Here is a 24,723-nt window from a genome sequence, read left to right on the forward strand (position 1 = left end):
AGACTGCCACCGTGGCGCATTGACGCCTCGGCTTGGGCGAGTCCATCCAATTACATTGGCAGGTGTACACCTGTAGGAGCTGCCGAAGGCTGCGATCTTTTGCTTTATCCGAAGAACCAGTAGCAAACCCCGATCGCGCCGAGCACGCCCGCCAGTTCCGCCAGCAACGCACACCCCACCGCATGCCGCGCCCGCTGGATGCCCACCGCGCCGAAGTACACCGCCAGCACATAGAACGTGGTTTCGGTACTGCCCTGCACCGTCGCCGCCACCAGTGCCGGGAAGCTGTCGACGCCTGAGGTCTTCATGGTTTCAATCAGCATCGCCCGCGCGGCGCTGCCGGAGAACGGCTTGACCATGGCGGTCGGCAACGCATCGACGAATCGCGTATCCCAACCGGCCCACTCCACTAGATGACGGATACCGTCCAGACCGAAATCCAGCGCGCCGGACGCCCGCAGCACGCCCACCGCACAGAGCATCGCCACCAGATACGGCAACAGATTCTTCGCCACATCGAAGCCTTCTTTGGCGCCTTCGACGAACGCCTCGTAGACCTTCACCTTGCGCATCGCGCCAATGAGCAGAAACAGCATGATCAAGCCGAATAGCGTCAGGTTGCCGAGAATCGACGACAAACCGGCCAGCGCCGCCGCGGACATCGTCCCCAGCAGCGCCATGAAGCCACCGAGCATGAGCGCGCCGGGAATCAGGTACGCCAGCACCACCGGGTCCCACACACGCAGGCGTTGCATGAAGGCCACCGACAGGAAGCCGACGATGGTCGAGCAACTGGTGGCCAGCAGGATCGGCAGGAACACCAGCGTCGGGTCGGGCGCGCCTTGCTGGGCGCGATACATGAAGATCGTCACCGGCAGCAGGGTCAGGGAGGAGGCGTTAAGCACCAGGAACAGGATCTGCGCGTTACTGGCGATGGTGGCGCTGGGGTTGAGTTCCTGCAGGGCTTTCATTGCTTTCAGGCCGATCGGCGTGGCAGCGTTGTCCAGGCCAAGGCCGTTGGCGGCGAAGTTCAGGGTGATCAGGCCGATGGCGGGGTGGCCGGGCGGGACTTCCGGCATCAAGCGCAGGAACAGCGGGCCGAGGGCCTTGGCCAGCCACTCGACGATCCCGGCTTTCTCGGCGATGCGCAGAAAACCCAGCCAGAGGGTGAGGGTGCCGAACAGCAACACCATCACTTCGACCGACAGCTTGGCCATGGCGAAGATGCTTTCCACCATCGCCGCGAAGATCCCGGCGTTGCCGCCGATGAGCCACTGCGCCAGCGCCGATATCGCGGCCACGATGAAGAAGCCAAGCCACAGGCCATTAAGCATCAGTCAAATCCCCCAAAAGATGCGCGAATGATAGCGGGGTGGCCAGAAACGACAAACCCCGGATTTCTCCGGGGTTTGTCTGGACGCGCAACCGCTTCTGTAGGAGCAAGGCTTGCCCGCGATTGGGGCGCCTCGGTGTATCAGTTGCTCCGCGTTATCGTTCATCGCGGGCAAGCCATGCTCCTACAGGGAATTGCGTTAGTTGCTGGAAACTTCACCAACCGGCAGCTTCTCTTTGCTGCGCCAGTGCGGCAGGGAGTTCCAGTAGCGCTGGCCCTTGGCGTCGTCGTACATGCCTTCCCAGCGAGAAATAACCAGCACGGCCAGGGCGTTGCCGATCACGTTCAAAGCGGTACGCGCCATGTCCATGATGCGGTCGACACCGGCGATGAAGGCCAGGCCTTCCAGCGGAATACCGACGCTGCCCAAGGTGGCCAGCAGCACCACGAAGGACACGCCTGGTACGCCGGCGATGCCTTTGGAAGTGACCATCAGGGTCAGCACCAGCAGCAGTTGCTGGCTGATCGACAGATCGATGCCGTACAGCTGGGCAATGAAGATGGCCGCGATGCTCTGGTACAGAGTCGAACCGTCGAGGTTGAACGAGTAACCGGTCGGTACCACGAAGCTGCAAATGGCTTTCGGCGCGCCGTAGGCTTCCATTTTCTCGATCACGCGCGGCAGCACGGTTTCGGAGGAGGCGGTGGAGTAGGCCAGCACCAGCTCATCCTTGAAGATGCGCATCAGCTTGATCACCGAGAAGCCGAACAAGCGAGCGATCAGGCCCAGCACCACGAAGGCGAAGAAGGCGATGGCGACGTAAACCAGGATCACCAGTTTGGCCAGTGGCAGCAGGGAGGCGAAGCCGAAGTTGGCCACGGTGACCGCGATCAGTGCGAAAACGCCGATCGGGGCGTAGTTCATGATCATGTGAGTGACCTTGAACATGCTTTCCGACACGCCCTGGAACATCGTGACCAGCGGATCACGCAGTTCAGGCTTGAGGCTCGACAGACCGAGACCGAACAACACCGAGAAGAAGATGATCGGCAGCATTTCACCGCGAGCCATGGCCGCGAAGATGTTGGACGGGATCAGGTTGAGGATGGTTTCGATGAACGCGTGTTCATGCTGAACCTCGGCCGCCGTTGCCTGGTACTTGGAGATGTCCACAGTACCCAGCGTGCTCATGTCGATGCCGGCACCCGGATGGAACAGGTTGGCCAGCAGCAGGCCGACGACGATGGCGATGGTGGTGACGACTTCAAAGTAAAGGATGGTTTTGAGGCCGATGCTGCCGAGCTTCTTCGCATCACCGACGCCGGCAATACCGACGATCAACGAAGAGATCACGATCGGGATCACAATCATCTTGATCAGACGGATAAAGATATCGCCCGCTGGTTGCAGGACGTTGCTGATCCACCAGGCTTTTTCGGCACTGAAATGGTTGAGCAGCGCACCGATTGCAATCCCCAATACCAGACCGATGAGGATCTGCCAGGCGAGGCTAAGCTTTGCCTTCTTCATATCTTTACCCTTACTTCAGTTTGACTCGGGCAGATGCATGAACCGGATCGCTTGTGGCGAAAAAGTCAGTGCGTCTGCCCCCGTATAAGGAGCCCCGGAGCGCTTGTTAGTGGCTCTCTGGCAGGCGAAAAAAGGCGCAACTATTCCGATGCAAGGAAGCGACGTCTAATGCCGTAAACGCCTACCCTATGCCGAATCGGCATGAGGTTTTTTACCTGTAAGCGACGTCGCAATCGGTTCGAACACGACATTTCGGCAGGCATAAGTGCCGTGTACCGGCCATTGCAGGGCAGATTGAATGTTTTTTGATCAGTCGAATAAAGAAGAATTTTTGAGAAAATCTCGCAGCGCGCGCGAAGGCATCGCGACAAAAGAAGGGTGATTTTTTTGATATACGGTCGCTGGGGAGATACCGGAAAAATACTTTCCAGTGATTGGTGAGGGAATTTGGCAGGAAGCCGAAAAAACAGACGGGAACGCTCTCGTTCAGAGCCTTGCATGCAAGCTCTTCGCAAGTCCGTCGAGCCATGCTTGACCGGCGAACTTGCGTCGCAGCTTTTCCTGACCCGGCCCTTGCGCAGGCACTCCCTGTACCCGTAGGTCACTCCGCCCCTGCAACAGGCAGAACATCCCGACCCCTTGGTCATGCACCAACCTTCCTCAGGTGGGCGCAGAGGAAAGAAGCACGGCGCTTCTTTCGTATTCTCAAATCAGTACCAGTTCGGATCCTTCTTGAGCTGCTCCATCAACATTTCCTGCATACCCTGGTCCGGTTTGCCGAGGAAACGGTAGGTGGCATGTCGCGTCGGCGACTTGTCGGCCGGCAGCCCGGAAGGCACTTCGACCAGCATTGCGTAAGCGTCTTTCTTGTCGAAACTGACGGCGACGATCAAGCGTCGGTCAAGGCAAGTCGCCTGCGATTCGCACAGCGGTCCCACCAGATACTTGTCGCCGTCCTCTTCAACGGCATTCATTTGTTCGGCATCGCCGGACAGGTTCATCACCCATTCCGGCAGGCGTTCTTCTTTCTTCACCACGCCTTGCCAGGTTTCACGGTACTGCGGGTCTGCGTTCAAGAGCTCGTTGACCCGTGCCTGGCCGTCATTGGCGGCAATTGCCATGGCACTACCGCCCAGTAGCAGGGCGGCTGCCAGTGTCTTTAACGAAAAACTCATATTCAGCCTCGACCGCGACGGCCAAAGAAGAAGGAAGCAATGAACATCACCAGGAACACGACAAAGAGAATCTTGGCGATACCCGTGGCGGTGCCCGCGATACCACCGAAGCCCAGTACGGCGGCGACAATGGCAATGATCAAGAATGTGATTGCCCAGCTCAACATGGTGATTCTCCTTACGCTTCTATTTAGAGGTATTGCGTTTCCCGGCGCAGCGATCGCGCCAAGTGTTTGAACTTAGAACACCCAGCGTTCCTGGCGTGGCGATTCATCCATCGCCTGGTGCTGGTCGACGTCCATCATCCGCATTGCAGTGCTGTCGGCCATACCGCTGGTGGCGGCGCTGAAGTGGGTTTGGGTCGGGTGTTGAAACGACACGCTTGGCCCTTCTTGCTGCTGGCTCTGCTCCCAGCGCAGAAACTGTTGGCCGCCGATCAGCGTGATCGATAGCGCCAGTACTGCAAACAAACCTTGTTGGAGAAGCAGAGGCGAGAGATGCAATTGGGTGGCACGTTGGCGATTCATCCTGAAGCTCCTCCCACGCGGGGGTAATCGGGTTGAGGGCGTTTTGTTGGTGCCCTGCGTTAATCAGGTTATTGCAGCCCGCATGCCAGTTTTTTTGTCTTAGAAAACCGTTATAAATCAAATAGTTAGTTTAGTGAGGAAAAGCCCTTCGTGCGCATCCTGCACGATGCCCCCTGACGCGGTCGTGCGATATGCACGATCGCGTTGGCAGAGATCGCAATCTTTTTGAATTGAGAGGAGGGCGCGGCTGTCAGAAATGGACGTGATTCATCGTCTGAAAAGCTATTACCTATAAAAGGCCTACAAAATCAGGCGAAAACCGGCGGGCAGGGAGATAACTACCCTGACATGACGGGAATGGATCAGAATGAACCATGCAACTTGCCCGATTTTTCCGGGACTAAACCAAGACTATTCATTAAGGAGCGTAGGAAAATGGAATCAGCCACTGAGCATCAAGGCCGTATTCTTCTGGTGGATGATGAGTCCGCCATCCTGCGTACCTTCCGCTATTGCCTGGAAGACGAGGGCTACAGCGTGGCGACGGCCAACAGCGCCGCACAAGCCGATGCGTTGTTGCAACGTCAGGTCTTCGACTTGTGCTTCCTTGATTTGCGCCTGGGTGAAGACAACGGCCTCGACGTGTTGGCTCAGATGCGCATCCAGGCTCCATGGATGCGCGTGGTGATCGTCACCGCGCACTCGGCCGTGGATACCGCTGTCGATGCCATTCAGGCCGGTGCCGCCGATTATCTGGTCAAACCGTGCAGCCCCGATCAATTACGCTTGGCCACGGCCAAGCAACTGGAAGTGCGTCAATTGTCGGCGCGCCTTGAAGCCCTCGAAGGCGAGGTGCGCAAACCCAAGGATGGTTTGGACTCCCATAGCCCGGCCATGAAAGTGGTCCTTGAAACCGCTCGCCAGGTCGCGACGACTGATGCCAATATTTTGATTCTCGGCGAATCCGGCACCGGTAAAGGCGAGTTGTCCCGGGCGATTCACGGCTGGAGCAAGCGGTCGAAGAAATCCTGCATCACCATCAACTGCCCGTCGCTGACCGCTGAACTCATGGAAAGCGAGCTGTTCGGCCACAGTCGTGGCGCATTCACCGGCGCCAGCGAAAGTACTTTGGGGCGAGTCAATCAAGCCGATGGCGGTACGTTGTTTCTCGACGAGATCGGCGATTTTCCGCTGGTTTTACAGCCAAAATTGCTGCGCTTCATTCAAGATAAAGAATACGAGCGTGTGGGCGATCCGGTCACCCGCCGCGCCGATGTGCGTATTCTCGCCGCCACCAACCAGAACCTCGAAGACATGGTCCGCGACGGTCGTTTCCGCGAAGACTTGCTCTATCGCCTGAACGTCATCACCTTGCACTTGCCACCGCTGCGCGAGCGCAGGGAAGACATCCTGAATCTCGCCGACCGCTTCCTGGCGCGCTTCGTCAAAGAGTACGCACGTCCGGCCCGAGGCTTCAGCGACGAGGCTCGGGAGGCGCTGCTGGGTTATCGCTGGCCGGGGAACATTCGCGAACTGCGCAACGTGGTGGAGCGGGCGAGCATTATTTGCCCTCAGGAGCGGGTTGAGATCAGCCACTTGGGCATGGCTGAAGCACCGGTCAACAATGCACCGCGCATCGGCGCCGCCTTGAGCCTCGATGAGTTGGAAAAGGCCCACATCGGCGCGGTCCTCGCCACCGCCGGCACGCTGGATCAAGCCGCCAAGACCCTGGGCATCGACGCGTCGACGCTGTACCGCAAACGCAAACAGTACAACTTGTGAGCCGCCACCGATGAAACTGGCGATGAAGTTGCGGACCCGGCTGTTCCTGAGCATTTCCGCGCTGATCACCGTAGCGCTGTTCGGGTTGCTGCTCGGACTGGTCAGCGTGATGCAGATGGCCGGGAGCCAGGAAGCGTTGGTACGCAACAACTTCGTCACCCTGGATTTGGGGCTCAAGCTGCGTCAGACCTTGGGTGATCAGTTGATCATCATGCTCAGCGAGCAGCCGGATTCCCAAGCCTTCGAAGCCTCAAAACAGCGTTACTTCGAGTTGCTGGAGGAGGGCATCGCCCAGGAACCTGCAATCGACGGCAGCGAGTACGGTTTCAAAAAAGCCAAGGCGGATTACCTGAGTTTCATTCAGGCCTACGAAGTGTCACCCGATCCGGCCCATGTGCTGAGCGGCAACGACGAACTCACCGAAAAATTCAACGAGCTGCGCAATGGTTTGATCAATGAGCACAAGCGTGCGCTGGATAACATTGGTGCCACCGAGCGCCATGCCCGTGAACGTGCTTTATTGATTGCCGGATTGCTCGGCCTGGTCGGGTTGGCGGTTTTGATCATCGGTTTCGTCACTGCGCATGCCATCGCCCGGCGTTTCGGCGAGCCCATCGAGGCCCTGGCGCAGGCGGCGGACAACATTGGCCAAGGCAACTTCGACGTCACCCTGCCGGTTTCCTCGGCCGTGGAACTCAACCAGTTGACCCGGCGTTTCGGGATCATGGCCGAGGCGCTGCGTGAGCATCAGGCCACCAACATCGATGAGCTACTGGCGGGTCAGCAACGTTTGCAGGCAGTGCTCGACAGCATCGACGACGGCTTGCTGATGATCGATCGCCAGGGGCATCTGGAACACCTCAACCCGGTGGCGCAGCGTCAATTGGGCTGGGACGAGGATCGACTCGGCCAAGGGCTGGGCACTGCTTTGCAGCGTCCGGAGCTCGATGAACAGCTGCAACTGGTGCTACGCGGCGGCACGCTGGAGCGGGCACCGGAGGATCTGAACATCGAGGTCGATGGCGAGACGCGCCTGCTGACCTACAGCCTGACGCCGGTCAGTCATACCCAGGGCCATATTCTCGGCGCGGTAATGGTGCTGCATGACGTTACCGAGCAGCGCGCCTTCGAACGAGTACGCAGCGAATTCGTGCTGCGCGCCTCCCATGAACTGCGTACGCCGGTCACCGGCATGCACATGGCGTTCGGCCTGTTCCGTGAGCGCGCGCATTTCCCCCAGGACTCCCGTGAAGCCGATTTGCTGGATACGGTGAACGAAGAAATGCAGCGGCTGATGCAGTTGATCAACGACCTGCTGAATTTCTCGCGTTACCAGAATGGTCTGCAGAAACTCAGCCTGGCACCGTGTTCCATCGAAGACTTGCTAGAGCAGGCGCAGCTGCGCTTTACCAGCGGTGCCGAAGAAAAGGGCATCGAGTTGTTGGTGGAAGTACAGGGGCCGTTGCCGCGCTTGCAGGCTGATCAGCCGCAATTGGACCGGGTGCTCGACAACCTGATCGACAACGCCCTGCGCCACACGTCCGCGGGCGGTCTCATACGCTTGCAGGCCCGACGCCATGGCGAGCGGGTCATCATCAGTGTCGAAGACAACGGTGAAGGCATTGCCTACGGCCAGCAAGGACGGATCTTCGAGCCCTTTGTGCAGGTCGGTCGCAAAAAAGGCGGGGCCGGACTCGGATTGGCGTTGTGCAAGGAAATCGTGCAGTTGCACGGCGGGCGGATGGGCGTCTATTCGCGGCCGGGGCAGGGCACGCAGTTCTACATGGCGCTAACGGTGTAGCGCCTTACGCTTCGTCATCCAGGCGTCGGTTGGCCAACCGGCGGCCACGGGTAATCAGTTCAATGAACTGCACCGCACTCAACGCATGGGCGAACAGCCAGCCCTGGCCAAACTTCACACCTTCACTGCTCAGGAACGCTGCCTGGGCTTCATGCTCGATGCCTTCGGCAATCACTTTCAAGTGCAGCGATTGCGCCATGTGAATGATGTGCGGGGCCACGCCGCTGCTGGCCGCGTCATGGCCTAGCGCATCGATGAAGGCCTTGTCGATTTTCAGGCAATCCACCGGCAGGGTTTGCAGGTAGGCGAGGCTGCAATAGCCGGTGCCAAAGTCGTCGATCAGCACTTGATGCCCGACATCGCGCAAGGCTTGCAGGTTTTCCCGGGCCACTACCACGTCGATTAACCCCCGTTCGGTGACCTCAAAGGCAATCTGTTTGGCGGCAACCCGGTGCAAGGTCAGCAGCCGCGCCATGACCTGGCCGATCCGTGGCACCATTACATCGCAGGCTGCGAGGTTGACCGAAATGTACAGCTGCGGGTTGGCGCGCAGTAATTGCCCGAGTTGCTCCAACAAGCGTTGCAGGACGAAATCGGTCATCTGACGGATTTGCCCGGTGTTCTCCGCCATCGGAATGAACAGGTCGGGACTGGTCAGGGTGCCATCCGGCCTTCGCCAGCGCAGCAAGGCTTCGGCGCCGACGCAGTTGCGGCTGTCGAGGTCGAAAATCGGTTGATACAACACCTGCAACTCGCCACGGCGTATGGCGCCGGTCAGTTCGGCGTCCAGGGACTGGCGCTGACGCACCAGCAGGAACACCAGAAAACCCACACACAAGGTCAGCCCCAGGCACACCGGCAACAACCACCACCACATCAGCGGAATGTGGGTGCCGCCGCGCGGGGTGATCAGCACCAGTTGGTATTCCGGATTGTCGGTGGGCATGCGGTAAATCAAACGCGTCTGCGTGACTTGCAGCGCATCACGGCTTTTTGGCGGCCAATGTTCGTTCGGTGGCCATGATTGCGACACACCCAGGACCGGAATCGCCCGAGTGCCGTGGTCGAGCACGACTAAAAGGCTGCTTCCCGGTGACAGGTCGACCATATCGGTCAAATGCCCGCGCGACGTCGCTACGCGGAAATTGCCGCGCCCGAGCATCAGCGCGGCGCGATTTTCATCGGGTTCGGTGGTGGTGTTCAGCCAATAGCTGTAGGTGGGGCCCTTGATGTCCGGGGGGCGTATCAACGACAAACCTTCCTGGCGCGGACGATTAGAGCAGATCCGTGAGGCATCCATGTAGGCCGCTTCATAGACGAAACGGTAATTGAAACTGACCGCTTGCAGCGTCGCGATCATTTCGTCATCGCACATGCGTAGCGGCTGGGCCTCCAGGTCGTCGAGGCTTTCGCGCAATTGCCCGAACAGTTGCTCCAGGCGGGCGAGAAAACGTTCGCCCTGGGCATTCATTTCCTTGCTTTCGTTCTGCTGGACCTGGTGCAGGGCAATGAACAGGCTGCCGGAGAGTAGTAAGGTTGCGCTCAGGACAGCCGCCAGCATCGCCAGAAACCATGGGCGATAGAACCAACTACGGAATGACTCTCGAGCAGCAGGCATTGGGGAAATATCCGAAGAATTACCAATGAGTTATAGCTGCTGATGGAGAAAACGCGCTGACCGTCGGGCGGTCGTCATTATTTTGTCTGGTTCAACACCTGTAGCAGCGCCGCTGTTTGCGCATCGGGCGTGCCATCGAATCGGGATGGGCGGAAATGCATCTGGAACGCTGCGATGACATGGCGCGTGGCGACATCCAGTTCGCCGGTCTGAGGCGTCTCATAACCGAAGCGGGCAAGCTGTGCCTGGTACCAACTGATGCTCGGCAGTTGTGCATCGAACTGTGCCTGCTGGCGCGCCACAGCCTGCTCGTTCGGCCAGATGCCGATACCTTCGGCCGCCAGGCGTTTCCACGGAAACAGCGGGCCGGGGTCAAGCTTGCGCAGCGGCGCAATATCGCTGTGGCCAATGATGCTGCGCGGGTTGATGTTGTAACGCTTGCTGATGTCCTTGAGCAGAACGATCAGGGACTGCACCTGCGCTTCACTGTAGGGATACCAGAGACGGCCGGTCGGGGTGTCCTTGAAGCCAGGATTGACGATTTCGATGCCGATGGAACTGGAGTTCAGCCAGGTCCGGCCCTGCCATTGGCTTTCTCCGGCGTGCCAGGACCGCAGGTTTTCATCCATCAGTTTGTAGATGGTCGCGTTTTTGTCGTCACCGACCAGGTAATGGCTGCTGACTTCGCCATGGGTCAGCAGCTGCAACGAACGCTCCAGCGAGGCGGAGGTGTAATGCACCACCACGAACTGGATACGGCTGTCGTGATTGGCGGAAGGGTGACTGGTGTCGTAGCGCGGACCACTGGCACAACCGGCCAGGAGCATCAGCGACACGATGAGAGCAAGAAATTTCATGGCAGGAGCAATACACGCAAGACAGTAATGCAACAGTGTAACGTACTGCCTTGCGTGCGGAGGGCAATCGCGAGGTTTTAAATAAAATGGAACAATTGGCCCTCAGCCCAGTTCGACCCGGTTACGGCCGGCATTCTTCGCGCGATATAACGCCTGATCGGCTCTTTTCAGTACCAGATCGCTATGTTCGCCGGGTTTGAATGCGGTCAGGCCCATGGAAATGGTGATCGTCACCCGCTCACCCTTGAAGTGAAATGGGCAGGCCTCAATCGACGCTCGCAGGTGTTCAAGCAGTTTCATTCCGGCTGCCGGCACCGTGGACGGCAGCAAAAGGACAAACTCTTCGCCGCCAAACCGGGCAATGAAATCCGTCCCGCGCAGACGCTTGCGCAGCACGCTGGCAATGATTTTCAGCACTTTGTCACCGGCCAGATGACCGTAGTTGTCGTTGATGCGCTTGAAGTGATCAAGGTCGAGCATGGCCAGCATCAGCGTGTTGCCGTGCTGCTGCCATTGGCTGATTTCATGTTCCAGCCGTTCGCTCCAGGCGGCGCGGTTGGGCAGGCCGGTCAACGGGTCGATCAAGGCTTTCTGCCGTTGCTCTTCAAGGTGCTCGCGAAAACCCAGAGCCTCCTGCTCCATGTGGGCCACTCGTTCGGCCAGGCTTTGCAGGCGGGCCGCCACCTCGTGCTCACGCTCGTCGCGCTGCTTGCGGTGTTGGTCCATGGTGCCGAGCAGGCCTTCGAGGTGGTTTTCCAGGACGTGCTTGAGATCGTCCAGGTCAGCCGCTTCATGCATGCTGGTTTGCAGGCCGTCGACCTGTTCGCGGATTTGCGTGTCCATGGCCTCAGCGGCGGAGCGACTGTCGGCATGCCCGGCGCTGGCGGCCTGCAGGTTGCTCTGGAACGATTCGAGACGCTCGTTGAGCTGCTGTAAGTAGGCTTCGAATTCATGCTGGCCGCTGTCGGAGATGGCCAGCATCAAAGTGGCCAGATCGTCGAGGATCGGTAGCAGCTCGTACCAGTTCAAGCCGTTTTTCAGACGGTCGCGCATCGATTCGGCTTGCGGGCGATGACGCTCGGGCAGCGTCAGATCGTCGAGCAGGCCCAGCAACGTGTCTTCGATGTGCTTGGCCACTGAGCTGTAGGACGGCTCGGGGGAGTCCGGCAGCGCATACAGGATGTCGTGCTCGGGTTGCTCTGAATCGACAGCGGGAAAATCGGACGGCTGAGGCACTGTTTCGGGAAGCTCAGCCGGCGTCAGTTCGTCAGGATTGATTGATTGCTCGGCTTGGGGCGCGAGTGTCTCGACGAGTATTGCCGGTTCGTCAGGTTGATCCGCTTGGGCTTCGGGGTGCGGGGCAGAATCTTGCTGTGGTTCGATAACCGGCGGAGTAAACGCCGTTACGGCAGGTGGCTCTGGCGTATCGACAGATGTCTCAATGGCTTGGGGCTCGGCAACCTTGAAGATCGGGTCGGGAGCTTTAACGGGCGCCTTTTCGATGGCCGGTTCGGGTTCGGTGATTGCTGGCGATGCAGCGGCAATCGGCGCCGAGGCGGCTTCGGCTGGTGCTGTAAAAGAGGTTTGCTCAACCACGGGGGTTGACGGTGCAACGGCCTCATCGGCCTCACGGTGACCGAACAATCGCTGCAACAGGCCTGGTCGACCGGGCTCTGTCGGCGTCTCCAACTGGTTCAAGGCTTTGCCTTGCAAGCCGCTCAGTTCGCTGAGCAGCAACGGAATCTCGCGAGCCTGACTGACGCGGCTATCCAGTTGTTTGGCGAAGTTCTTGAGGGGACGGCTGACTTCCCGGGGTAACGGCAGTGTTTGCAGCTGGGTAACCAGCGCGTTCAAGGCCGCACTGGTCTGGTTGACCCGGGTTTCCCGACGTTGCTCGGAATCGAGCACGGCTTTTTCCAGGCGCGGGAGCAGGGCGGCGAGGCCGGCGTCCATGTCGTCGGTACGCACGACCTCACGCATTTCCTTCATGCATTGATCAACGGCGCGATCAGTGCCTTCCGCCGCCAGGGTGCTACGCACCAGTCCGCGACGCAGCAAGTCGAGGCGTGCGTCCCAACGACGTTCGAGCTTTTCCTGTTGTTCGATGCTTTTGAGGTACTTCTCTTTCCAGCGCTGTGCTTCGTCGCTCATTCAGGGGTTCCGCGAAGGGCAGGACTCAACGCGGGCAATGCATCGGCCGTGAGCGAACCCGGCAGACGAATCTCTACCGCGACCGGCAGGTGATCGGAAATGGGTTGGGCCAGCACCTCGACCTTTTCCAGCGTCAGGGTCGGGCTCAGCAGAATATGGTCCAGGCAACGCTGCGGGCGCCAGCTGGGGAACGTCGCTTCCAGTTGCGGGGCGAGAAGACCGAGGTCACGCAATGGAGAGTTTTGCAGCAGGTCGCTGGCGTGGGTGTTCATGTCGCCCATCAGCACCTGATGTTTGTATCCGCCGATGAGTTCGCGGATGTAAGCCAGTTGCAGACTGCGGGCACGGGCGCCCAGCGCCAGGTGCATCATGACCACCACCAGCGCATCCGGACCTTCGCCGAAGCGCACCAGAATCGCCCCGCGACCCTTCGGTCCCGGCAGCGGATGGTCCTCGATCGCCCACGGGCGCAGGCGGCTGAGCACGCCATTGCTGTGCTGGCCGAGGCGACCGAGATTGCGATTGAGTTGTTGATACCAGTAGGGGAAGGCGCCGAGTTGGGCCAGGTGTTCGACTTGATTGACGTAGCCTGAACGCAGGCTGCCGCCATCAGCTTCCTGCAAGGCGACCAGATCGAAGTCGCCGAGCAGGTTGCCGATCTTTTGCAGATTGTCGGCGCGCCCGGTGTGCGGCAGCAGATGCTGCCAGCCCCGGGTCAGGTAATGCCGATAGCGCTCGGTACTGATGCCGACCTGGATGTTGAAACTGAGCAAGCGCAAACGGCTGTCTGCGGGCAGGCCCGTGGATTCCAGGTGATGCTCGTTGACCCGCGGATCATGCAGGCCAACGATGCGTTCAGTACCCCAGCGGCGCATGGCAGTGGTTGCCCTTAGTTGGCGGCAGCCTTGTTAGCCGCTCGCTCTTTGTCGACCAGTTTATCGGCCAGTTGCAAGGCTTGCTCGGCACCGCCGGCGGAGCCCACGTCAAAGCGGTATTTGCCGTTGACGATCATGGTTGGTACGCCGGAGATTTCATATTTCTTTGCAAGCTCTTTGGCCTGGACAATCTTGCCTTTGATGGCGAAGGAGTTGAAGGTCGCCAGGAACTTGTCCTTGTCGACGCCCTGAGTGGCCAGGAACTCGGCCATTTCTTCAGGGGTGGTCAGCTTCTTGTGTTCTTTCTGGATCGCATCGAAAACCGCAGTGTGAACCTTGTGCTCGACGCCCATGGCTTCGAGGGTCAGGAACATTTGACCGTGGGCATCCCATGGGCCGCCAAACATGGCCGGAATACGCACGAAATTCACATCGGAAGGCAACTTCTCGACCCAAGGATTGATCACCGGCTCAAATGCATAGCAATGCGGGCAGCCGTACCAGAACAGCTCCACCACTTCGATCTTGCCAGGTACGGCAACCGGAACCGGGTTGCTCAGTTCGACATAAGGGGCAGCTGGGGCTTCGGCGGCCTGGGCAGTCATGCCGAACAGGCTGGCAGCGGCAAAAACGGCGCTGATGATCAGATTACGCATGCTTCACTCCTGGACAAATTTTATCGCCTCGCGCGACCTGTTTTCAGACAGGTCATGGCGGGCCTGAGTTCTGTAGTGTAACGGCAGCGGCCACAAAAAAGGGCGGCCAAAGCCACCCTTTTTATACTTGCTGCGACGGATTAATCGAGCGTTAACGTTGCAAGAGATGTATGCCTTGCGCAACGCCCGATTCGCCGGTCTTAGTGCAGGCCCTGAATGTAGCTGGACACTGCGGCGATGTCTTCGTCGCTCAGCTTTTTGGCAATACTCTGCATTGGTTTTGTATCGCCGTCGTTGTTGCGGCCACCTTCTTCCTTGCGGAAGTCGGTTAGTTGTTTGGCGATGTATTGAGCGTGTTGGCCACCGAGGTGCGGGAAGCCGGCGGCTGCGTTGCCTGCGCCATTAGGCGAATGGCAACCGGTGCAGGATGGCAGACCCTTGGCCAGATCACCGCCACGGAACAGGGCTTCACCGCGAGCGACGATTTTCGGGTCAGCGGCGCCGACGCTGCCTTTCTGGCTGGCGAAGTAGGCGGCGATGTCCGCAAGATCCTGATCGCTCAGGTTGGTCAGCAGGCCGGTCATTTCCAGAACGGTGCGCTTGCCCGACTTGATGTCGTGCAGTTGCTTGGTCAGGTAGCGTTCACCTTGACCCGCGAGTTTTGGAAAGTTTGGCGCCATGCTGTTGCCATCCGGGCCGTGGCAGGCGCCACAGACGGCGGCTTTGGCCTGGCCTGCGGCGGCGTCACCCGGTTTTACTGGCTCACCTGCAGCATGGGCAATGCCGGAGATTCCCACGGTCAACAGCAGACTCACGATCAATTTCTTCATCAGCTAATCCAACTACGGCTAAGGGTTAAAGAGTTATGGACCGGGTTTACTCGCTCATCCACTGGATGATGGCTTGGTAATCCTCGGCACTGCAGTCCATGCACAAACCACGCGGCGGCATCGCCTTGAAACCCTGGGTCACGTGTTGCACCAGCGTCTCCATACCTTTCGCCAACCTCGGCGTCCAAGCTTCCTGATCGCCTCTCTTGGGCGCCATGGGTAGTTGGCCGGAATGACAGGCACCACAAACACGGTTGTACACAGCTTCCGGATCCTGTGTAGCCTGAGCGCTGTAAAGCGGCATCAAGACACCGGCAGCTAGCAGCCATTTCGTCATAAAACGACCTTTTCAGGGTTGAGAGCGTTCTGCGTTCTAATGCGCAATCAAGGTCTGTCGCTCTCGTGAACTTCATCCTACGCTGGGACAAAGCGCACACAAAATCTGCGGCATTATATACTGGCGTCACTGAAACGGAAGCGACACCGCTTGCCGCGCCCATTCCCGGCGCCGCCCACATCGGAAATCCCATGCAACTCAAGAATCCCATCCTCGGTCTGTGCCAACAGTCCACCTTCATGCTCAGCGCCGCCAAAGTCGACCAATGTCCGGACGACGAAGGTTTTGAAGTCGCCTTCGCCGGGCGTTCCAACGCGGGCAAGTCCAGTGCGCTTAACACCCTGACTCACGCCAGCCTGGCGCGGACCTCGAAAACTCCGGGTCGCACACAGCTGTTGAACTTCTTCAAGCTAGACGATGAACGCCGTCTGGTCGACCTGCCGGGTTACGGTTATGCAAAAGTGCCGATCCCGCTCAAGCAACACTGGCAGCGTCACCTGGAAGCGTATCTGGGTGGTCGCGAGAGTTTGAAAGGTCTGATTCTGATGATGGACATCCGTCATCCAATGACCGATTTCGACCTGCTGATGCTCGATTGGGCCGTTGCCGCCGGCATGCCGATGCACATTCTGCTGACCAAAGCGGACAAGCTGACTTACGGCGCGGCGAAGAACACGTTGCTCAAAGTGCAGTCGGAAATCCGTAAGGGCTGGGGCGATCTGGTGACTATCCAACTGTTCTCGGCGCCAAAGCGCATGGGCCTGGAAGACGCCTACACTGTGTTGGCGGGCTGGATGGAGCTGGCTGACAAGGGTTCCGAGGCAGAGGCTCAGTAAGGATCGAAAACTGCCTGCGGCGCGCTCAGGCAGTTTTCTCCGGGCAAAAAAAACCCCGGACTTCTTATGGGGAGGGGGAAGTTCCGGGGTTCAAGTTCTAGACCGCTAGGGCGGGGTCCAGATATCTGCCAACACTTAACACAACATAGGAGCATCGAAGGGCTTCACCAGCCATTCAGTATCTCTGAGTGGTGATTCTCCAGATTAGTTCAGAATTTTTTCAAATGCCTTTGGAATAACCCCAAGCACGATCCGGACTAAGCGCCCTTCGCCCTACTGCCGCGGCACTATGCCGCAGCAGAAATCGCCTTTTCAGACGGCTCAGTGAGCTTCATCCCAGTTATTTCCTACGCCAACCTCTACCAGCAACGGAACATCCAGCTTCGCGGCGCCGCTCATGTACGCGCGAATTTCGTTGCTGACCTGGTCAACCAAATCTTCACGCACCTCAAGTACCAGTTCATCGTGCACCTGCAGGATGACTTTCGCGTCGAGGCCGGACGAAGTCAGCCAGTTGTCCACGGCAACCATGGCTTTCTTGATGATGTCGGCCGCGGTGCCTTGCATCGGCGCGTTGATCGCCGTGCGTTCGGCGGCGGCGCGCTCTTGCGGTTTATTGGAGTTGATCTCCGGCAGATACAACCGACGCCCGAAGAACGTCTCGACAAAACCCTGCTCCGCCGCCTGCGCGCGGGTGCGGTCCATGTACTCGCGAACGCCGGGGTAACGGGCGAAGTAAGTATCGATGTAAGCCTTAGCTGTCTTGGTATCGACACCGATGTCTTTGCCGAGTTTCTGCGCACCCATGCCGTATATCAGACCGAAGTTGATCGCCTTGGCGCCGCGTCGCTGGTCGGAAGTCACGTCCGCCAGTTCGACCTTGAACACTTCGGCGGCGGTGGCGGTATGCACGTCCAGATTGTGACGGAAGGCGTTCATCAACCCTTCATCCTTGGACAGGTGCGCCATGATCCGCAACTCGATCTGCGAATAGTCCGCCGCCAGCAATTTGTAACCGGTCGGGGCGACGAAGGCCTGGCGGATGCGGCGCCCTTCGGCGGTGCGCACCGGGATGTTCTGCAGGTTCGGATCACTGGAAGACAGCCGCCCGGTGGACGCTACAGCCTGATGATACGAGGTGTGGATACGTCCGGTGCGAGGGTTGATCTGCTCCGGCAAGCGGTCGGTGTAGGTGCTTTTCAGCTTGCTCATGGAACGGTATTCCATCAGCACCTTGGGTAACCGATAGTCGTCCTCGGCCAGTTTGGCCAGCACTTCTTCGGCGGTGGACGGTTGGCCCTTGGCGGTTTTCTTGAGCACCGGCAGACCGAGTTTCTCGTAGAGGATCACGCCCAGTTGCTTGGGCGAACCGAGGTTGAACTCTTCACCGGCGATCTCGAAAGCTTCGCGCTCCAGCGCAACCATCTTCTCGCCCAACTCGATGCTCTGGACGCCCAGCAGCGCGGCGTCGACGTATGCGCCCTGGCGTTCAATGCGCGCCAGCACTGGCACCAACGGGATTTCGATGTCGGTCAGCACACTGGCCAGGCTCGGAATGGCCGTGAGTTTTTCGAACAACGCCTGGTGCAGACGCAAAGTGATGTCCGCATCCTCGGCGGCGTAAGGGCCGGCCTGCTCAAGGGCAATCTGATCGAAGGTCAGCTGTTTCGCGCCTTTGCCGGCGATGTCCTGGAAACTCACCGTGGTGTGATCCAGATACTTTTGCGCCAGGCTGTCCATGTCATGGCGAGTCGCCGTGGAATTGAGCACGTAAGACTCGAGCATTGTGTCGAAGGCGATGCCGCGCACGGTGATGCCGTTCGCTGGGTCACCGCCGATGGCGCAATTGGCCAAGATGTTCATGTCGAACTTGGCGTGTTGGCCGACCTTGAGTTTGTTCGGGTCTTCCAGAATCGGCTTGAGCGCGCGCAATACGGTGTCGCGATCCAGTTGCTCGGGCACACCGATGTAGGAATGCGTCAGCGGGATGTAGGCCGCTTCGTTGGCCTGCACCGCGAACGACAGGCCGACCAGTTGCGCCTGTTGCGCGTCGATGCCGGTGGTTTCGGTGTCGAAGGCAAACAGCTTGGCGTTATTCAGTTTTTCCAGCCAGACGTCAAATCGTGCCTGATCGAGGATGGTTTCATAAGCGGCCTCAGCGGTGGCGGCCGGTGCTTCGACCTCGGCGGCGCTGAACAGATCGGCGGCCGGTGCGGGTTCGGCGGCAGCGCTCAGCTCAAGGCGTTTTGCGTCGCGATCGAGGTCGTTCAACCAGCTCTTGAATTCCAGCAGGTTGTACAACTCGTAGAGTTTGGCCGGATCTTCCGCGCCCATTTGCAGGTCATCGAGGCCGATGTCCAGCGGCACGTCGACCTTGATCGTTGCCAGCTGATAGGAGAGGAACGCCATTTCCTTGTGCTCTTCGAGCTTGGCCGGCAGGGTCTTGGCGCCGCGAATCGGCAGGGTCGGGACAATGTCCAGCTGTGCATAGAGATCGGTCAGGCCACCGTTCACGCCGACCAGCAAGCCGGAAGCAGTCTTCGGTCCGATGCCCGGAACGCCCGGAATGTTGTCGGACGAATCGCCCATGAGCGCCAGATAATCGATGATCTGCTCGGGAGCGACGCCGAATTTCTCCTTCACGCCCTCCACGTCCATGCTGCTACCGGTCATGGTATTGACCAAGGTAATGTGGCCGTCGACCAGTTGCGCCATGTCCTTGTCGCCGGTGGAGATGATCACCGGGCGGTCAGCGGCGGCGCTGCTGCGGGCCAGGGTGCCGATCACGTCATCGGCCTCGACGCCTTCGACGCACAGCAGCGGGAAGCCCAGGGCGATCACGCTTTGGTGCAGCGGCTCGATCTGCACGCGCATGTCATCGGGCATGCTCGGACGGTTGGCCTTGTATTCGGCGTACATGTCATCGCGAAACGTCCCACCCTTGGCGTCGAACACCACGGCGAACGGACTGTTCGGGTACTGCTTGCGCAGGCTCTTGAGCATGTTCAACACGCCCTTGACCGCACCGGTCGGCAGGCCTTTGGACGTGGTCAGCGGTGGCAGCGCGTGAAAGGCGCGGTACAGGTAAGACGAACCGTCCACCAGGACGAGGGGGGCTTGGCTCATGAGCAGGATCAACCTTTTCGGCGGGTCCGGCGCTAGAATAGCGGGACCGTTGACGACAAAGGGACAAGGTTATCATGCGCACACTAAATCGCCTGTTGCTGGCTGGCTTGTTTGCAATCACTCCATTGGCCGTCATGGCGGCGGACGATGCGCCGACACCGGATCCGGAAGTCACGATCCGCACGGAAGGGGACAAAGTCATTCAGGAATACCGTCAGAACGGTTTCCTGTACGCGATCAAGGTCACGCCGAAGGGCGCACCGCCATATTTTCTGGTGCGCGCAGACGGGACCGATGCAAACTTTATCCGCTCGGACCAGCCCGATATGCTGATTCCGTCGTGGAAGATTTTTGAGTGGAAATAGTTTCTTAATTTCAATTGGCGCTGGCTTACGAGCGGCGCCCGTACTGGCAGTTCAAACATGTCTGTGTTCACCCCCCTGGCTCGGCCCGAGCTGGAAGCTTTTCTCGCCCCTTATGGCCTCGGCCGCCTGCTTGATTTCCAGGGGATCGCCGCCGGTAGCGAAAACACCAATTTCTTTATCAGCCTGGAGCAGGGCGAATTTGTCCTGACCCTGGTCGAACGCGGCCCGGTCCAGGAAATGCCGTTCTTCATCGAGCTGCTCGACGTGCTGCACGGCGCCGACCTGCCGGTGCCTTACGCCATCCGCACCACCGACGGCGTCGCGCTGCGCGAACTGGCCGGTAAGCCTGCGCTGTTGCAACCGCGCCTGTCCGGCAAGCACATCAAGCAGGCCAACGCGCAGCATTGTGCCCAAGTCGGTGAGCTGCTCGGTCATCTGCACCTGGCGACCCAGGCGGAAAACATGATCAAGCGCAAGACGGATCGTGGCCTGGACTGGATGCTGGAGGAGGGCACGCAGTTTTTGTCGCACCTGAATCCCGAGCAAAAAGATCTGCTGCAAAAGGCGCTGGAAGAAATCACCCGGCAGAAAGAGAAAATCCTGGCGCTGCCTCGCGCCAATATCCACGCCGACCTGTTCCGCGACAATGCGATGTTCGAAGGCACGCACCTGACCGGGCTGATCGACTTCTACAACGCCTGTTCCGGACCGATGCTGTACGACGTGGCAATTGCCTTGAACGACTGGTGTTCCGATGAGCAAGGCTTGATCGACGGGCCGCGAGCGCGGGCGTTGTTGGGTGCTTACGCCGCTTTGCGCCCGTTCACTGCCGCCGAAGCCGAGCTGTGGCCGACCCTGTTGCGGGTGGCGTGTGTGCGGTTTTGGCTGTCGCGCCTGATCGCGGCGGAGTCGTTCGCCGGGCAGGACGTGCTGATTCACGATCCGATGGAGTTTCAATTGCGCCTTGCGCAGCGGCAGACGGTCAATACACCGCTGCCTTTCGCCCTTTAAAAGCAAAAGATCGCAGCCTTCGGCAGCTCCTACGCCGATCAATGTAGGAGCTGCCGCAGGCTGCGATCTTTTTTATAGGGTTACAACGACTCCAGGCATCCCGCCAAATCATTCCCCAACTTCTCCAGCACCTGCTCGTATCCCTGAGCAGTCGCCGGCGTGTATCCGCCCAAGGCATCCAGTTCCGCCAGTTTCACCGGCAGGCCCGCCACCAGGGTTTCCGCCAGACGCGGACGCAACGGCGGTTCGCTGAACACGCAGGTCTTGCCTACTTCCTGCAAGCGCGCGCGCATTGCCGCGACGTGCTGTGCACCGGGTTGCACTTCGGCAGCAACACTGAACACGCCAGCGTGCTTGAGGCCGTAGGCATCTTCGAAGTAATCGAAAGCCTCATGGAACACGAAGTAGGGTTTGCCCTCAACACCGGCCAGACGTTTTTTCAAGCGCAGATCAAGGGCATCCAGACGCTCATCGAACGTCTTGAGGTTGCTTTGATAGCGCGGGGCATTGGCAGGATCGGCTGCACTGAGGTCAGCGGCCATTTTCGTGGCGATGACTCGGGCGTTGATCGGCGACAGCCACAAATGCGCGTCCAGGCTGCCTGGGCGATGATCGTGATCATGTTCGTCGACTTCTTCGGCGTGAGAGTGGTTATCTTCGGCGAAGTGACGCAGTTTCAGGCCAGGCAGGTCCTGCACGGCGACGCTTGGCAACGTACGACCGTTCAGCACGCGCGGCAGGAAGCCTTCCATGTCCGGGCCAATCCAGTACAGCAGATCCACCGACTGCACCTTCCGTACGTCGGACGGGCGCAAGGCATAGTTATGCGGCGAGGCGCCGGGTGGCAGCAAGACTTCCGGAATCGCCACACCGTCCTGCACCGCAGCAGCGATCAGCTGTAGTGGCTTGATGCTGGTGAGGACCTTGACCTCGGCTTGCGCCGAACCGATCAGCAGAAAACTTGCGACAAATGCGACAAAGATAGAAAAAAGTCGGGACACGATGACCACTCGAAGAGGCGAGAACGGGTAACATAATAACGTCTCTCACAAAACTCGTCGCCGCTCATGCCTAAAACACCGATTGCCAGCCGTCCCCACGACCACTCTCATTGCGTGCACAGCGCTCTGTCTGAGGCCGATGCCCTGTGCGCACGTCAAGGCCTGCGCCTGACCGCGTTGCGGCGGCGGGTGCTGGAACTGGTGTGGCAGAGCCACAAGCCGCTGGGTGCCTACGACATCCTCGCGGTGCTCAGCGAGCAGGACGGCCGCCGCGCCGCGCCGCCAACCGTGTACCGCGCGCTGGATTTCCTGCTGGAAAACGGCCTGGTGCACCGCATTTCCTCGCTCAACGCCTTCATCGGCTGCAATCATCCGGAGCACGCCCACCAGGGTCAGTTCCTGATCTGCCGTGAATGCCACGCGGCCATTGAGCTCGAACAGAAATCCATCAGCGACGCGATTATCGTCAGCGCGAAGGATGTCGGGTTTGTCGTCGAAGGCCAGACTGTCGAAGTGGTCGGTCTCTGCTCGGGTTGTCAGGGGGCTTGATGAGCAACGCGCTGATCCGCCTCGAGCAGGTTGCCGTCACGTTTGCAGGGCAAACGGTGCTGGATAACATCGAGCTGAGCGTCGAGCCGGGGCAGATCGTCACCCTGATCGGCCCGAATGGCGCCGGCAAGACCACGCTGGTGCGCGCGGTGCTCGGCCTGTTGAAACCGGATAGCGGCAGCGTCTGGCGCAAGCCGAAATTGCGGGTCGGCTACATGCCGCAAAAACTTCATGTCGATCCGACGCTGCCGCTCTCGGTGCTGCGCTTTTTGCGTCTGGTGCCGGGCGTTGACCGTGCAATGGCTTTGTCCGCGCTCAAGGAAGTCGGCGCCGAGCAGGTGATCGACAGCCCGGTGCAAAGTGTCTCCGGCGGTGAAATGCAGCGTGTACTGCTGGCGCGCGCTTTGTTGCGCGAACCGGAATTGCTGGTGCTCGACGAACCGGTGCAAGGCGTCGACGTGGCCGGCCAAGCCGAGCTTTATAGCCTGATCACCCGCCTGCGTGACCGTCACGGTTGCGGGGTGTTGATGGTCTCCCACGATTTGCATCTGGTGATGAGCACCACCGACCAGGTGGTTTGCCTGAATCGCCACGTCTGCTGTTCGGGTCACCCTGAACAGGTCAGCGGCGATCCGGCATTCGTCGAGCTGTTCGGAAAAAACGCACAGAGCCTGGCGATTTATCACCACCATCACGACCACGCCCACGATTTGCACGGCTCGGTGGTCAAGGCGCCCGCGTCGGGCCATAACCATGTTCACGGAGATAGCTGCAAGCATGGCTGATTTTCTGCTCTACGCCCTACTTGCAGGTCTGGCCCTGGCAGTCGTTGCGGGCCCGTTGGGTTCTTTCGTGGTCTGGCGGCGCATGGCCTATTTCGGCGACACCCTGTCCCACGCGGCGTTGCTGGGTGTGGCGTTGGGTTTCCTGCTGGATGTCAGTCCGACCGTTGCCGTGACCGTCGGCTGCTTGCTGTTGGCGGTGTTGCTGGTGACCTTGCAACAGCGCCAGCCGCTGGCGTCTGACACGCTTTTGGGAATTCTCGCGCCCAGCACCCTCTCTCTGGGTCTGGTGGTACTAAGCTTCATGCACGAAGTGCGGATTGACCTGATGGCGTATCTGTTCGGCGATCTGCTGGCGATCAGTCCGACCGATCTGGCCTGGATTCTCGGCGGCAGCGCGGCTGTTTTGGCCTTGCTGGTTGCGTTGTGGCGGCCTTTGCTGGCGATCACGGTGCATGAAGAGTTGGCCAGGGTCGAAGGTTTGCCCGTGGCGGGACTGCGCATGGCGTTGATGTTGTTGATCGCCGTGGTGATTGCCGTGGCGATGAAAATCGTCGGCGTTTTGCTGATTACTTCGTTGTTGATCATCCCGGCGGCTGCGGCACAACGTCACGCCCGCTCGCCGGAACAGATGGCACTGGGCGCGAGCCTGCTGGGCATACTCGCCGTGTGTGGCGGGCTGGCGCTGTCCTGGTTCAAGGACACTCCGGCCGGACCGTCGATTGTTGTGACGGCTGCTGCACTGTTTTTGCTGAGTTTTGTTCTGCCCCGTCGAGGGGTGTAGACTTGCTCGTTTTTTGCGCAAATAGAGAGTCGCAGGAATGAAGTCGTTCGCCTCCCGTTATCTGCTCCTTGTCGCATTTTCTTTGCTGCTGGGCGCTTGCCAAAGCACGCCACCGGCGGCCACCGAGGCCCCGGATGGGCGGGCCACGGCCATTGCACAGCTTGAGCAAAGCCTGGCCAGCAGTGAGTTGGCCACCGCCGAAGGACAATTGGCTGCATTGCAGGCCGAGTCGCCCAACGATCAATCCCTTGAGCAATACCAACGGCAACTGGCCGAAGCCTACTTGCTGCGTAGCCAGATCGTGCTGCAAAAAGGTGATGTGAACGCTGCCGCTACGGCTCTGGCCCGCGCCCGCGCTCTGATGCCCAAGGCGCCGGCGCTGACCGGTGGCGTGAATGGTCCAATCGCTGAAGCCCGTAAGGCTGAACTGGAAAAAGCCGAAGCCGCTCTTAGAGCCGCTGAAGCGATGCCAAAAGCCAAAGTCATCGACCCGACGGCTGAAAGCACCACGGTTGCGCTGAATATCAACGACATGGGCAAGTTGCGTCGTCAACTGGATGCCATCGCCGCCGATGTGGTGAATTACCAGTGTGATGTGAGCATTCAGGCGCCGCGCACCGATGACTATCCGTGGCTGGCTAACTTGCTGACCAAGCGAGTGAAGAAGCTTGATCCGCAGTTTGACTTGAACCTGCAGCGGCAGATTCTGCGCAGTGTTCCGGCGCAGATGGTCTTGAGCCCGCGTAAGCCCTGAAAAAAGATCGCAGCCTGCGGCAGCTCCTACAGAAATCGGTGA

The 24,723-nt window shown here is 59.4% G+C and carries 23 protein-coding genes; 9 read left to right on the forward strand and 14 right to left on the reverse strand.

What is annotated here, in order from left to right:
• Positions 1–104: 104 nt before the first annotated feature.
• From ACW9JC_RS17505 to ACW9JC_RS17525, 5 genes are all read right to left on the reverse strand, one after another.
• Complete coding sequence (locus ACW9JC_RS17505; protein WP_457456404.1) at positions 105–1,334, reverse strand: nucleoside recognition domain-containing protein; 1,230 nt, start codon at positions 1,332–1,334, stop codon at positions 105–107.
• A 198-nt stretch (positions 1,335–1,532) separates the two neighbouring features.
• Positions 1,533–2,864 (reverse strand): glutamate/aspartate:proton symporter GltP, encoded by a 1,332-nt coding sequence (gene gltP / locus ACW9JC_RS17510; RefSeq protein ID WP_150702318.1) that lies wholly within the window; start codon positions 2,862–2,864, stop codon positions 1,533–1,535.
• A gap of 710 nt (positions 2,865–3,574) precedes the next feature.
• The gene (locus ACW9JC_RS17515) at positions 3,575–4,039 is read right to left on the reverse strand and encodes an inhibitor of vertebrate lysozyme family protein (protein ID WP_338583999.1); all 465 of its coding nucleotides are present in this window, start codon (positions 4,037–4,039) and stop codon (positions 3,575–3,577) included.
• Between the two features lie 2 nt (positions 4,040–4,041).
• Entirely contained in the window at positions 4,042–4,206 is a 165-nt protein-coding gene (locus ACW9JC_RS17520) for a DUF1328 domain-containing protein (RefSeq protein WP_003170804.1), read from the reverse strand.
• 72 nt (positions 4,207–4,278) lie between these two features.
• Positions 4,279–4,566 (reverse strand): hypothetical protein, encoded by a 288-nt coding sequence (locus ACW9JC_RS17525; RefSeq protein ID WP_416128744.1) that lies wholly within the window; start codon positions 4,564–4,566, stop codon positions 4,279–4,281.
• Positions 4,567–5,001: 435 nt separating this feature from the next.
• Between ACW9JC_RS17525 and algB the strand changes: the two genes are divergently transcribed.
• Together algB and ACW9JC_RS17535 are read left to right on the forward strand one after the other, a co-directional pair.
• Positions 5,002–6,348, forward strand: a complete 1,347-nt coding sequence (gene algB, locus ACW9JC_RS17530; RefSeq protein WP_457456407.1) for a sigma-54-dependent response regulator transcription factor AlgB — start codon at positions 5,002–5,004, stop codon at positions 6,346–6,348.
• A 10-nt stretch (positions 6,349–6,358) separates the two neighbouring features.
• Positions 6,359–8,149, forward strand: coding sequence for a KinB sensor domain-containing domain (locus ACW9JC_RS17535; RefSeq protein WP_457456409.1), 1,791 nt, complete (start codon positions 6,359–6,361; stop codon positions 8,147–8,149).
• A 4-nt stretch (positions 8,150–8,153) separates the two neighbouring features.
• On the opposite strand, the gene ACW9JC_RS17540 is transcribed toward ACW9JC_RS17535, so the two are convergent.
• The 7 genes from ACW9JC_RS17540 to ACW9JC_RS17570 all read right to left on the reverse strand — a co-directional run bounded on the left by ACW9JC_RS17540 (position 8,154) and on the right by ACW9JC_RS17570 (position 15,473).
• Complete coding sequence (locus ACW9JC_RS17540; RefSeq protein WP_457456411.1) at positions 8,154–9,767, reverse strand: EAL domain-containing protein; 1,614 nt, start codon at positions 9,765–9,767, stop codon at positions 8,154–8,156.
• Positions 9,768–9,844: 77 nt separating this feature from the next.
• On the reverse strand, positions 9,845–10,624 hold the full coding sequence (locus ACW9JC_RS17545) for an N-acetylmuramoyl-L-alanine amidase (protein WP_457456413.1): 780 nt from the start codon (positions 10,622–10,624) through the stop codon (positions 9,845–9,847).
• Positions 10,625–10,726: 102 nt separating this feature from the next.
• Positions 10,727–12,775: a diguanylate cyclase gene (locus ACW9JC_RS17550; RefSeq protein WP_457456415.1), complete on the reverse strand. Its 2,049-nt coding sequence runs from the start codon at positions 12,773–12,775 to the stop codon at positions 10,727–10,729.
• Positions 12,772–13,650, reverse strand: a complete 879-nt coding sequence (locus ACW9JC_RS17555) for an endonuclease/exonuclease/phosphatase family protein (protein WP_416128739.1) — start codon at positions 13,648–13,650, stop codon at positions 12,772–12,774. Before ACW9JC_RS17555 ends, ACW9JC_RS17550 begins: the two co-directional genes overlap by 4 nt.
• Before the next feature lie 14 nt (positions 13,651–13,664).
• Positions 13,665–14,306 carry a thiol:disulfide interchange protein DsbA/DsbL gene (locus ACW9JC_RS17560; RefSeq protein ID WP_457456417.1) on the reverse strand — a complete coding sequence of 214 codons (642 nt, stop codon included), beginning with the start codon at positions 14,304–14,306 and terminating at the stop codon, positions 13,665–13,667.
• A gap of 200 nt (positions 14,307–14,506) precedes the next feature.
• Positions 14,507–15,136 (reverse strand): c-type cytochrome, encoded by a 630-nt coding sequence (locus ACW9JC_RS17565; RefSeq protein WP_457456419.1) that lies wholly within the window; start codon positions 15,134–15,136, stop codon positions 14,507–14,509.
• Positions 15,137–15,182: 46 nt separating this feature from the next.
• Entirely contained in the window at positions 15,183–15,473 is a 291-nt protein-coding gene (locus tag ACW9JC_RS17570; protein ID WP_338584009.1) for a c-type cytochrome, read from the reverse strand.
• A 191-nt stretch (positions 15,474–15,664) separates the two neighbouring features.
• On the opposite strand from ACW9JC_RS17570, the gene yihA reads away from it, so the two are divergent.
• Complete coding sequence (gene yihA / locus ACW9JC_RS17575) at positions 15,665–16,309, forward strand: ribosome biogenesis GTP-binding protein YihA/YsxC (RefSeq protein WP_150733984.1); 645 nt, start codon at positions 15,665–15,667, stop codon at positions 16,307–16,309.
• Positions 16,310–16,630: 321 nt separating this feature from the next.
• Here the strand turns inward: yihA and polA are convergent, their stop codons facing one another.
• The gene (gene polA, locus ACW9JC_RS17580) at positions 16,631–19,435 is read right to left on the reverse strand and encodes a DNA polymerase I (RefSeq protein WP_457456422.1); all 2,805 of its coding nucleotides are present in this window, start codon (positions 19,433–19,435) and stop codon (positions 16,631–16,633) included.
• A 74-nt stretch (positions 19,436–19,509) separates the two neighbouring features.
• On the opposite strand from polA, the gene ACW9JC_RS17585 reads away from it, so the two are divergent.
• Together ACW9JC_RS17585 and ACW9JC_RS17590 are read left to right on the forward strand one after the other, a co-directional pair.
• Positions 19,510–19,800 (forward strand): DUF2782 domain-containing protein, encoded by a 291-nt coding sequence (locus ACW9JC_RS17585; RefSeq protein WP_110658219.1) that lies wholly within the window; start codon positions 19,510–19,512, stop codon positions 19,798–19,800.
• A gap of 57 nt (positions 19,801–19,857) precedes the next feature.
• A complete protein-coding gene (locus ACW9JC_RS17590; protein ID WP_457456424.1) occupies positions 19,858–20,811 on the forward strand; it encodes a homoserine kinase in 954 nt (317 codons plus the stop codon).
• A gap of 80 nt (positions 20,812–20,891) precedes the next feature.
• Here ACW9JC_RS17590 and ACW9JC_RS17595 read toward each other — a convergent pair whose 3' ends face one another.
• Positions 20,892–21,812: a zinc ABC transporter substrate-binding protein gene (locus ACW9JC_RS17595; RefSeq protein ID WP_457456426.1), complete on the reverse strand. Its 921-nt coding sequence runs from the start codon at positions 21,810–21,812 to the stop codon at positions 20,892–20,894.
• Positions 21,813–21,878: 66 nt separating this feature from the next.
• Here ACW9JC_RS17595 and zur point away from each other — a divergent pair, with 66 nt between their 5' ends.
• Genes zur through ACW9JC_RS17615 form a run of 4 tightly spaced genes read left to right on the forward strand, consistent with a single transcriptional unit; the run spans position 21,879 to position 24,681 of the window.
• Positions 21,879–22,361, forward strand: a complete 483-nt coding sequence (gene zur, locus ACW9JC_RS17600; protein WP_338584014.1) for a zinc uptake transcriptional repressor Zur — start codon at positions 21,879–21,881, stop codon at positions 22,359–22,361.
• The gene (znuC, locus tag ACW9JC_RS17605) at positions 22,361–23,146 is read left to right on the forward strand and encodes a zinc ABC transporter ATP-binding protein ZnuC (protein WP_416128732.1); all 786 of its coding nucleotides are present in this window, start codon (positions 22,361–22,363) and stop codon (positions 23,144–23,146) included. Before zur ends, znuC begins: the two co-directional genes overlap by 1 nt.
• Complete coding sequence (znuB, locus tag ACW9JC_RS17610; RefSeq protein WP_047535815.1) at positions 23,139–23,927, forward strand: zinc ABC transporter permease subunit ZnuB; 789 nt, start codon at positions 23,139–23,141, stop codon at positions 23,925–23,927. Before znuC ends, znuB begins: the two co-directional genes overlap by 8 nt.
• A 37-nt stretch (positions 23,928–23,964) precedes the next feature.
• Positions 23,965–24,681: a PA5502 family lipoprotein gene (locus ACW9JC_RS17615; RefSeq protein ID WP_448105820.1), complete on the forward strand. Its 717-nt coding sequence runs from the start codon at positions 23,965–23,967 to the stop codon at positions 24,679–24,681.
• Positions 24,682–24,723: the final 42 nt, after the last annotated feature.

Source organism: Pseudomonas sp. SDO5591_S426 (assembly GCF_054070755.1).

Bases quoted from the DNA above. Each gene is read 5' to 3' on its own strand.
- ACW9JC_RS17505 (WP_457456404.1), bottom strand. From the start codon at position 1,334: ATGCTTAATGGCCTGTGGCTTGGCTTCTTCATCGTGGCCGCGATATCG.
- gltP (WP_150702318.1), bottom strand. From the start codon at position 2,864: ATGAAGAAGGCAAAGCTTAGCCTCGCCTGGCAGATCCTCATCGGTCTG.
- ACW9JC_RS17515 (WP_338583999.1), bottom strand. From the start codon at position 4,039: ATGAGTTTTTCGTTAAAGACACTGGCAGCCGCCCTGCTACTGGGCGGT.
- ACW9JC_RS17520 (WP_003170804.1), bottom strand. From the start codon at position 4,206: ATGTTGAGCTGGGCAATCACATTCTTGATCATTGCCATTGTCGCCGCC.
- ACW9JC_RS17525 (WP_416128744.1), bottom strand. From the start codon at position 4,566: ATGAATCGCCAACGTGCCACCCAATTGCATCTCTCGCCTCTGCTTCTC.
- algB (WP_457456407.1), top strand. From the start codon at position 5,002: ATGGAATCAGCCACTGAGCATCAAGGCCGTATTCTTCTGGTGGATGAT.
- ACW9JC_RS17535 (WP_457456409.1), top strand. From the start codon at position 6,359: ATGAAACTGGCGATGAAGTTGCGGACCCGGCTGTTCCTGAGCATTTCC.
- ACW9JC_RS17540 (WP_457456411.1), bottom strand. From the start codon at position 9,767: ATGCCTGCTGCTCGAGAGTCATTCCGTAGTTGGTTCTATCGCCCATGG.
- ACW9JC_RS17545 (WP_457456413.1), bottom strand. From the start codon at position 10,624: ATGAAATTTCTTGCTCTCATCGTGTCGCTGATGCTCCTGGCCGGTTGT.
- ACW9JC_RS17550 (WP_457456415.1), bottom strand. From the start codon at position 12,775: ATGAGCGACGAAGCACAGCGCTGGAAAGAGAAGTACCTCAAAAGCATC.
- ACW9JC_RS17555 (WP_416128739.1), bottom strand. From the start codon at position 13,650: ATGCGCCGCTGGGGTACTGAACGCATCGTTGGCCTGCATGATCCGCGG.
- ACW9JC_RS17560 (WP_457456417.1), bottom strand. From the start codon at position 14,306: ATGCGTAATCTGATCATCAGCGCCGTTTTTGCCGCTGCCAGCCTGTTC.
- ACW9JC_RS17565 (WP_457456419.1), bottom strand. From the start codon at position 15,136: ATGAAGAAATTGATCGTGAGTCTGCTGTTGACCGTGGGAATCTCCGGC.
- ACW9JC_RS17570 (WP_338584009.1), bottom strand. From the start codon at position 15,473: ATGACGAAATGGCTGCTAGCTGCCGGTGTCTTGATGCCGCTTTACAGC.
- yihA (WP_150733984.1), top strand. From the start codon at position 15,665: ATGCAACTCAAGAATCCCATCCTCGGTCTGTGCCAACAGTCCACCTTC.
- polA (WP_457456422.1), bottom strand. From the start codon at position 19,435: ATGAGCCAAGCCCCCCTCGTCCTGGTGGACGGTTCGTCTTACCTGTAC.
- ACW9JC_RS17585 (WP_110658219.1), top strand. From the start codon at position 19,510: ATGCGCACACTAAATCGCCTGTTGCTGGCTGGCTTGTTTGCAATCACT.
- ACW9JC_RS17590 (WP_457456424.1), top strand. From the start codon at position 19,858: ATGTCTGTGTTCACCCCCCTGGCTCGGCCCGAGCTGGAAGCTTTTCTC.
- zur (WP_338584014.1), top strand. From the start codon at position 21,879: ATGCCTAAAACACCGATTGCCAGCCGTCCCCACGACCACTCTCATTGC.
- znuC (WP_416128732.1), top strand. From the start codon at position 22,361: ATGAGCAACGCGCTGATCCGCCTCGAGCAGGTTGCCGTCACGTTTGCA.
- znuB (WP_047535815.1), top strand. From the start codon at position 23,139: ATGGCTGATTTTCTGCTCTACGCCCTACTTGCAGGTCTGGCCCTGGCA.
- ACW9JC_RS17615 (WP_448105820.1), top strand. From the start codon at position 23,965: ATGAAGTCGTTCGCCTCCCGTTATCTGCTCCTTGTCGCATTTTCTTTG.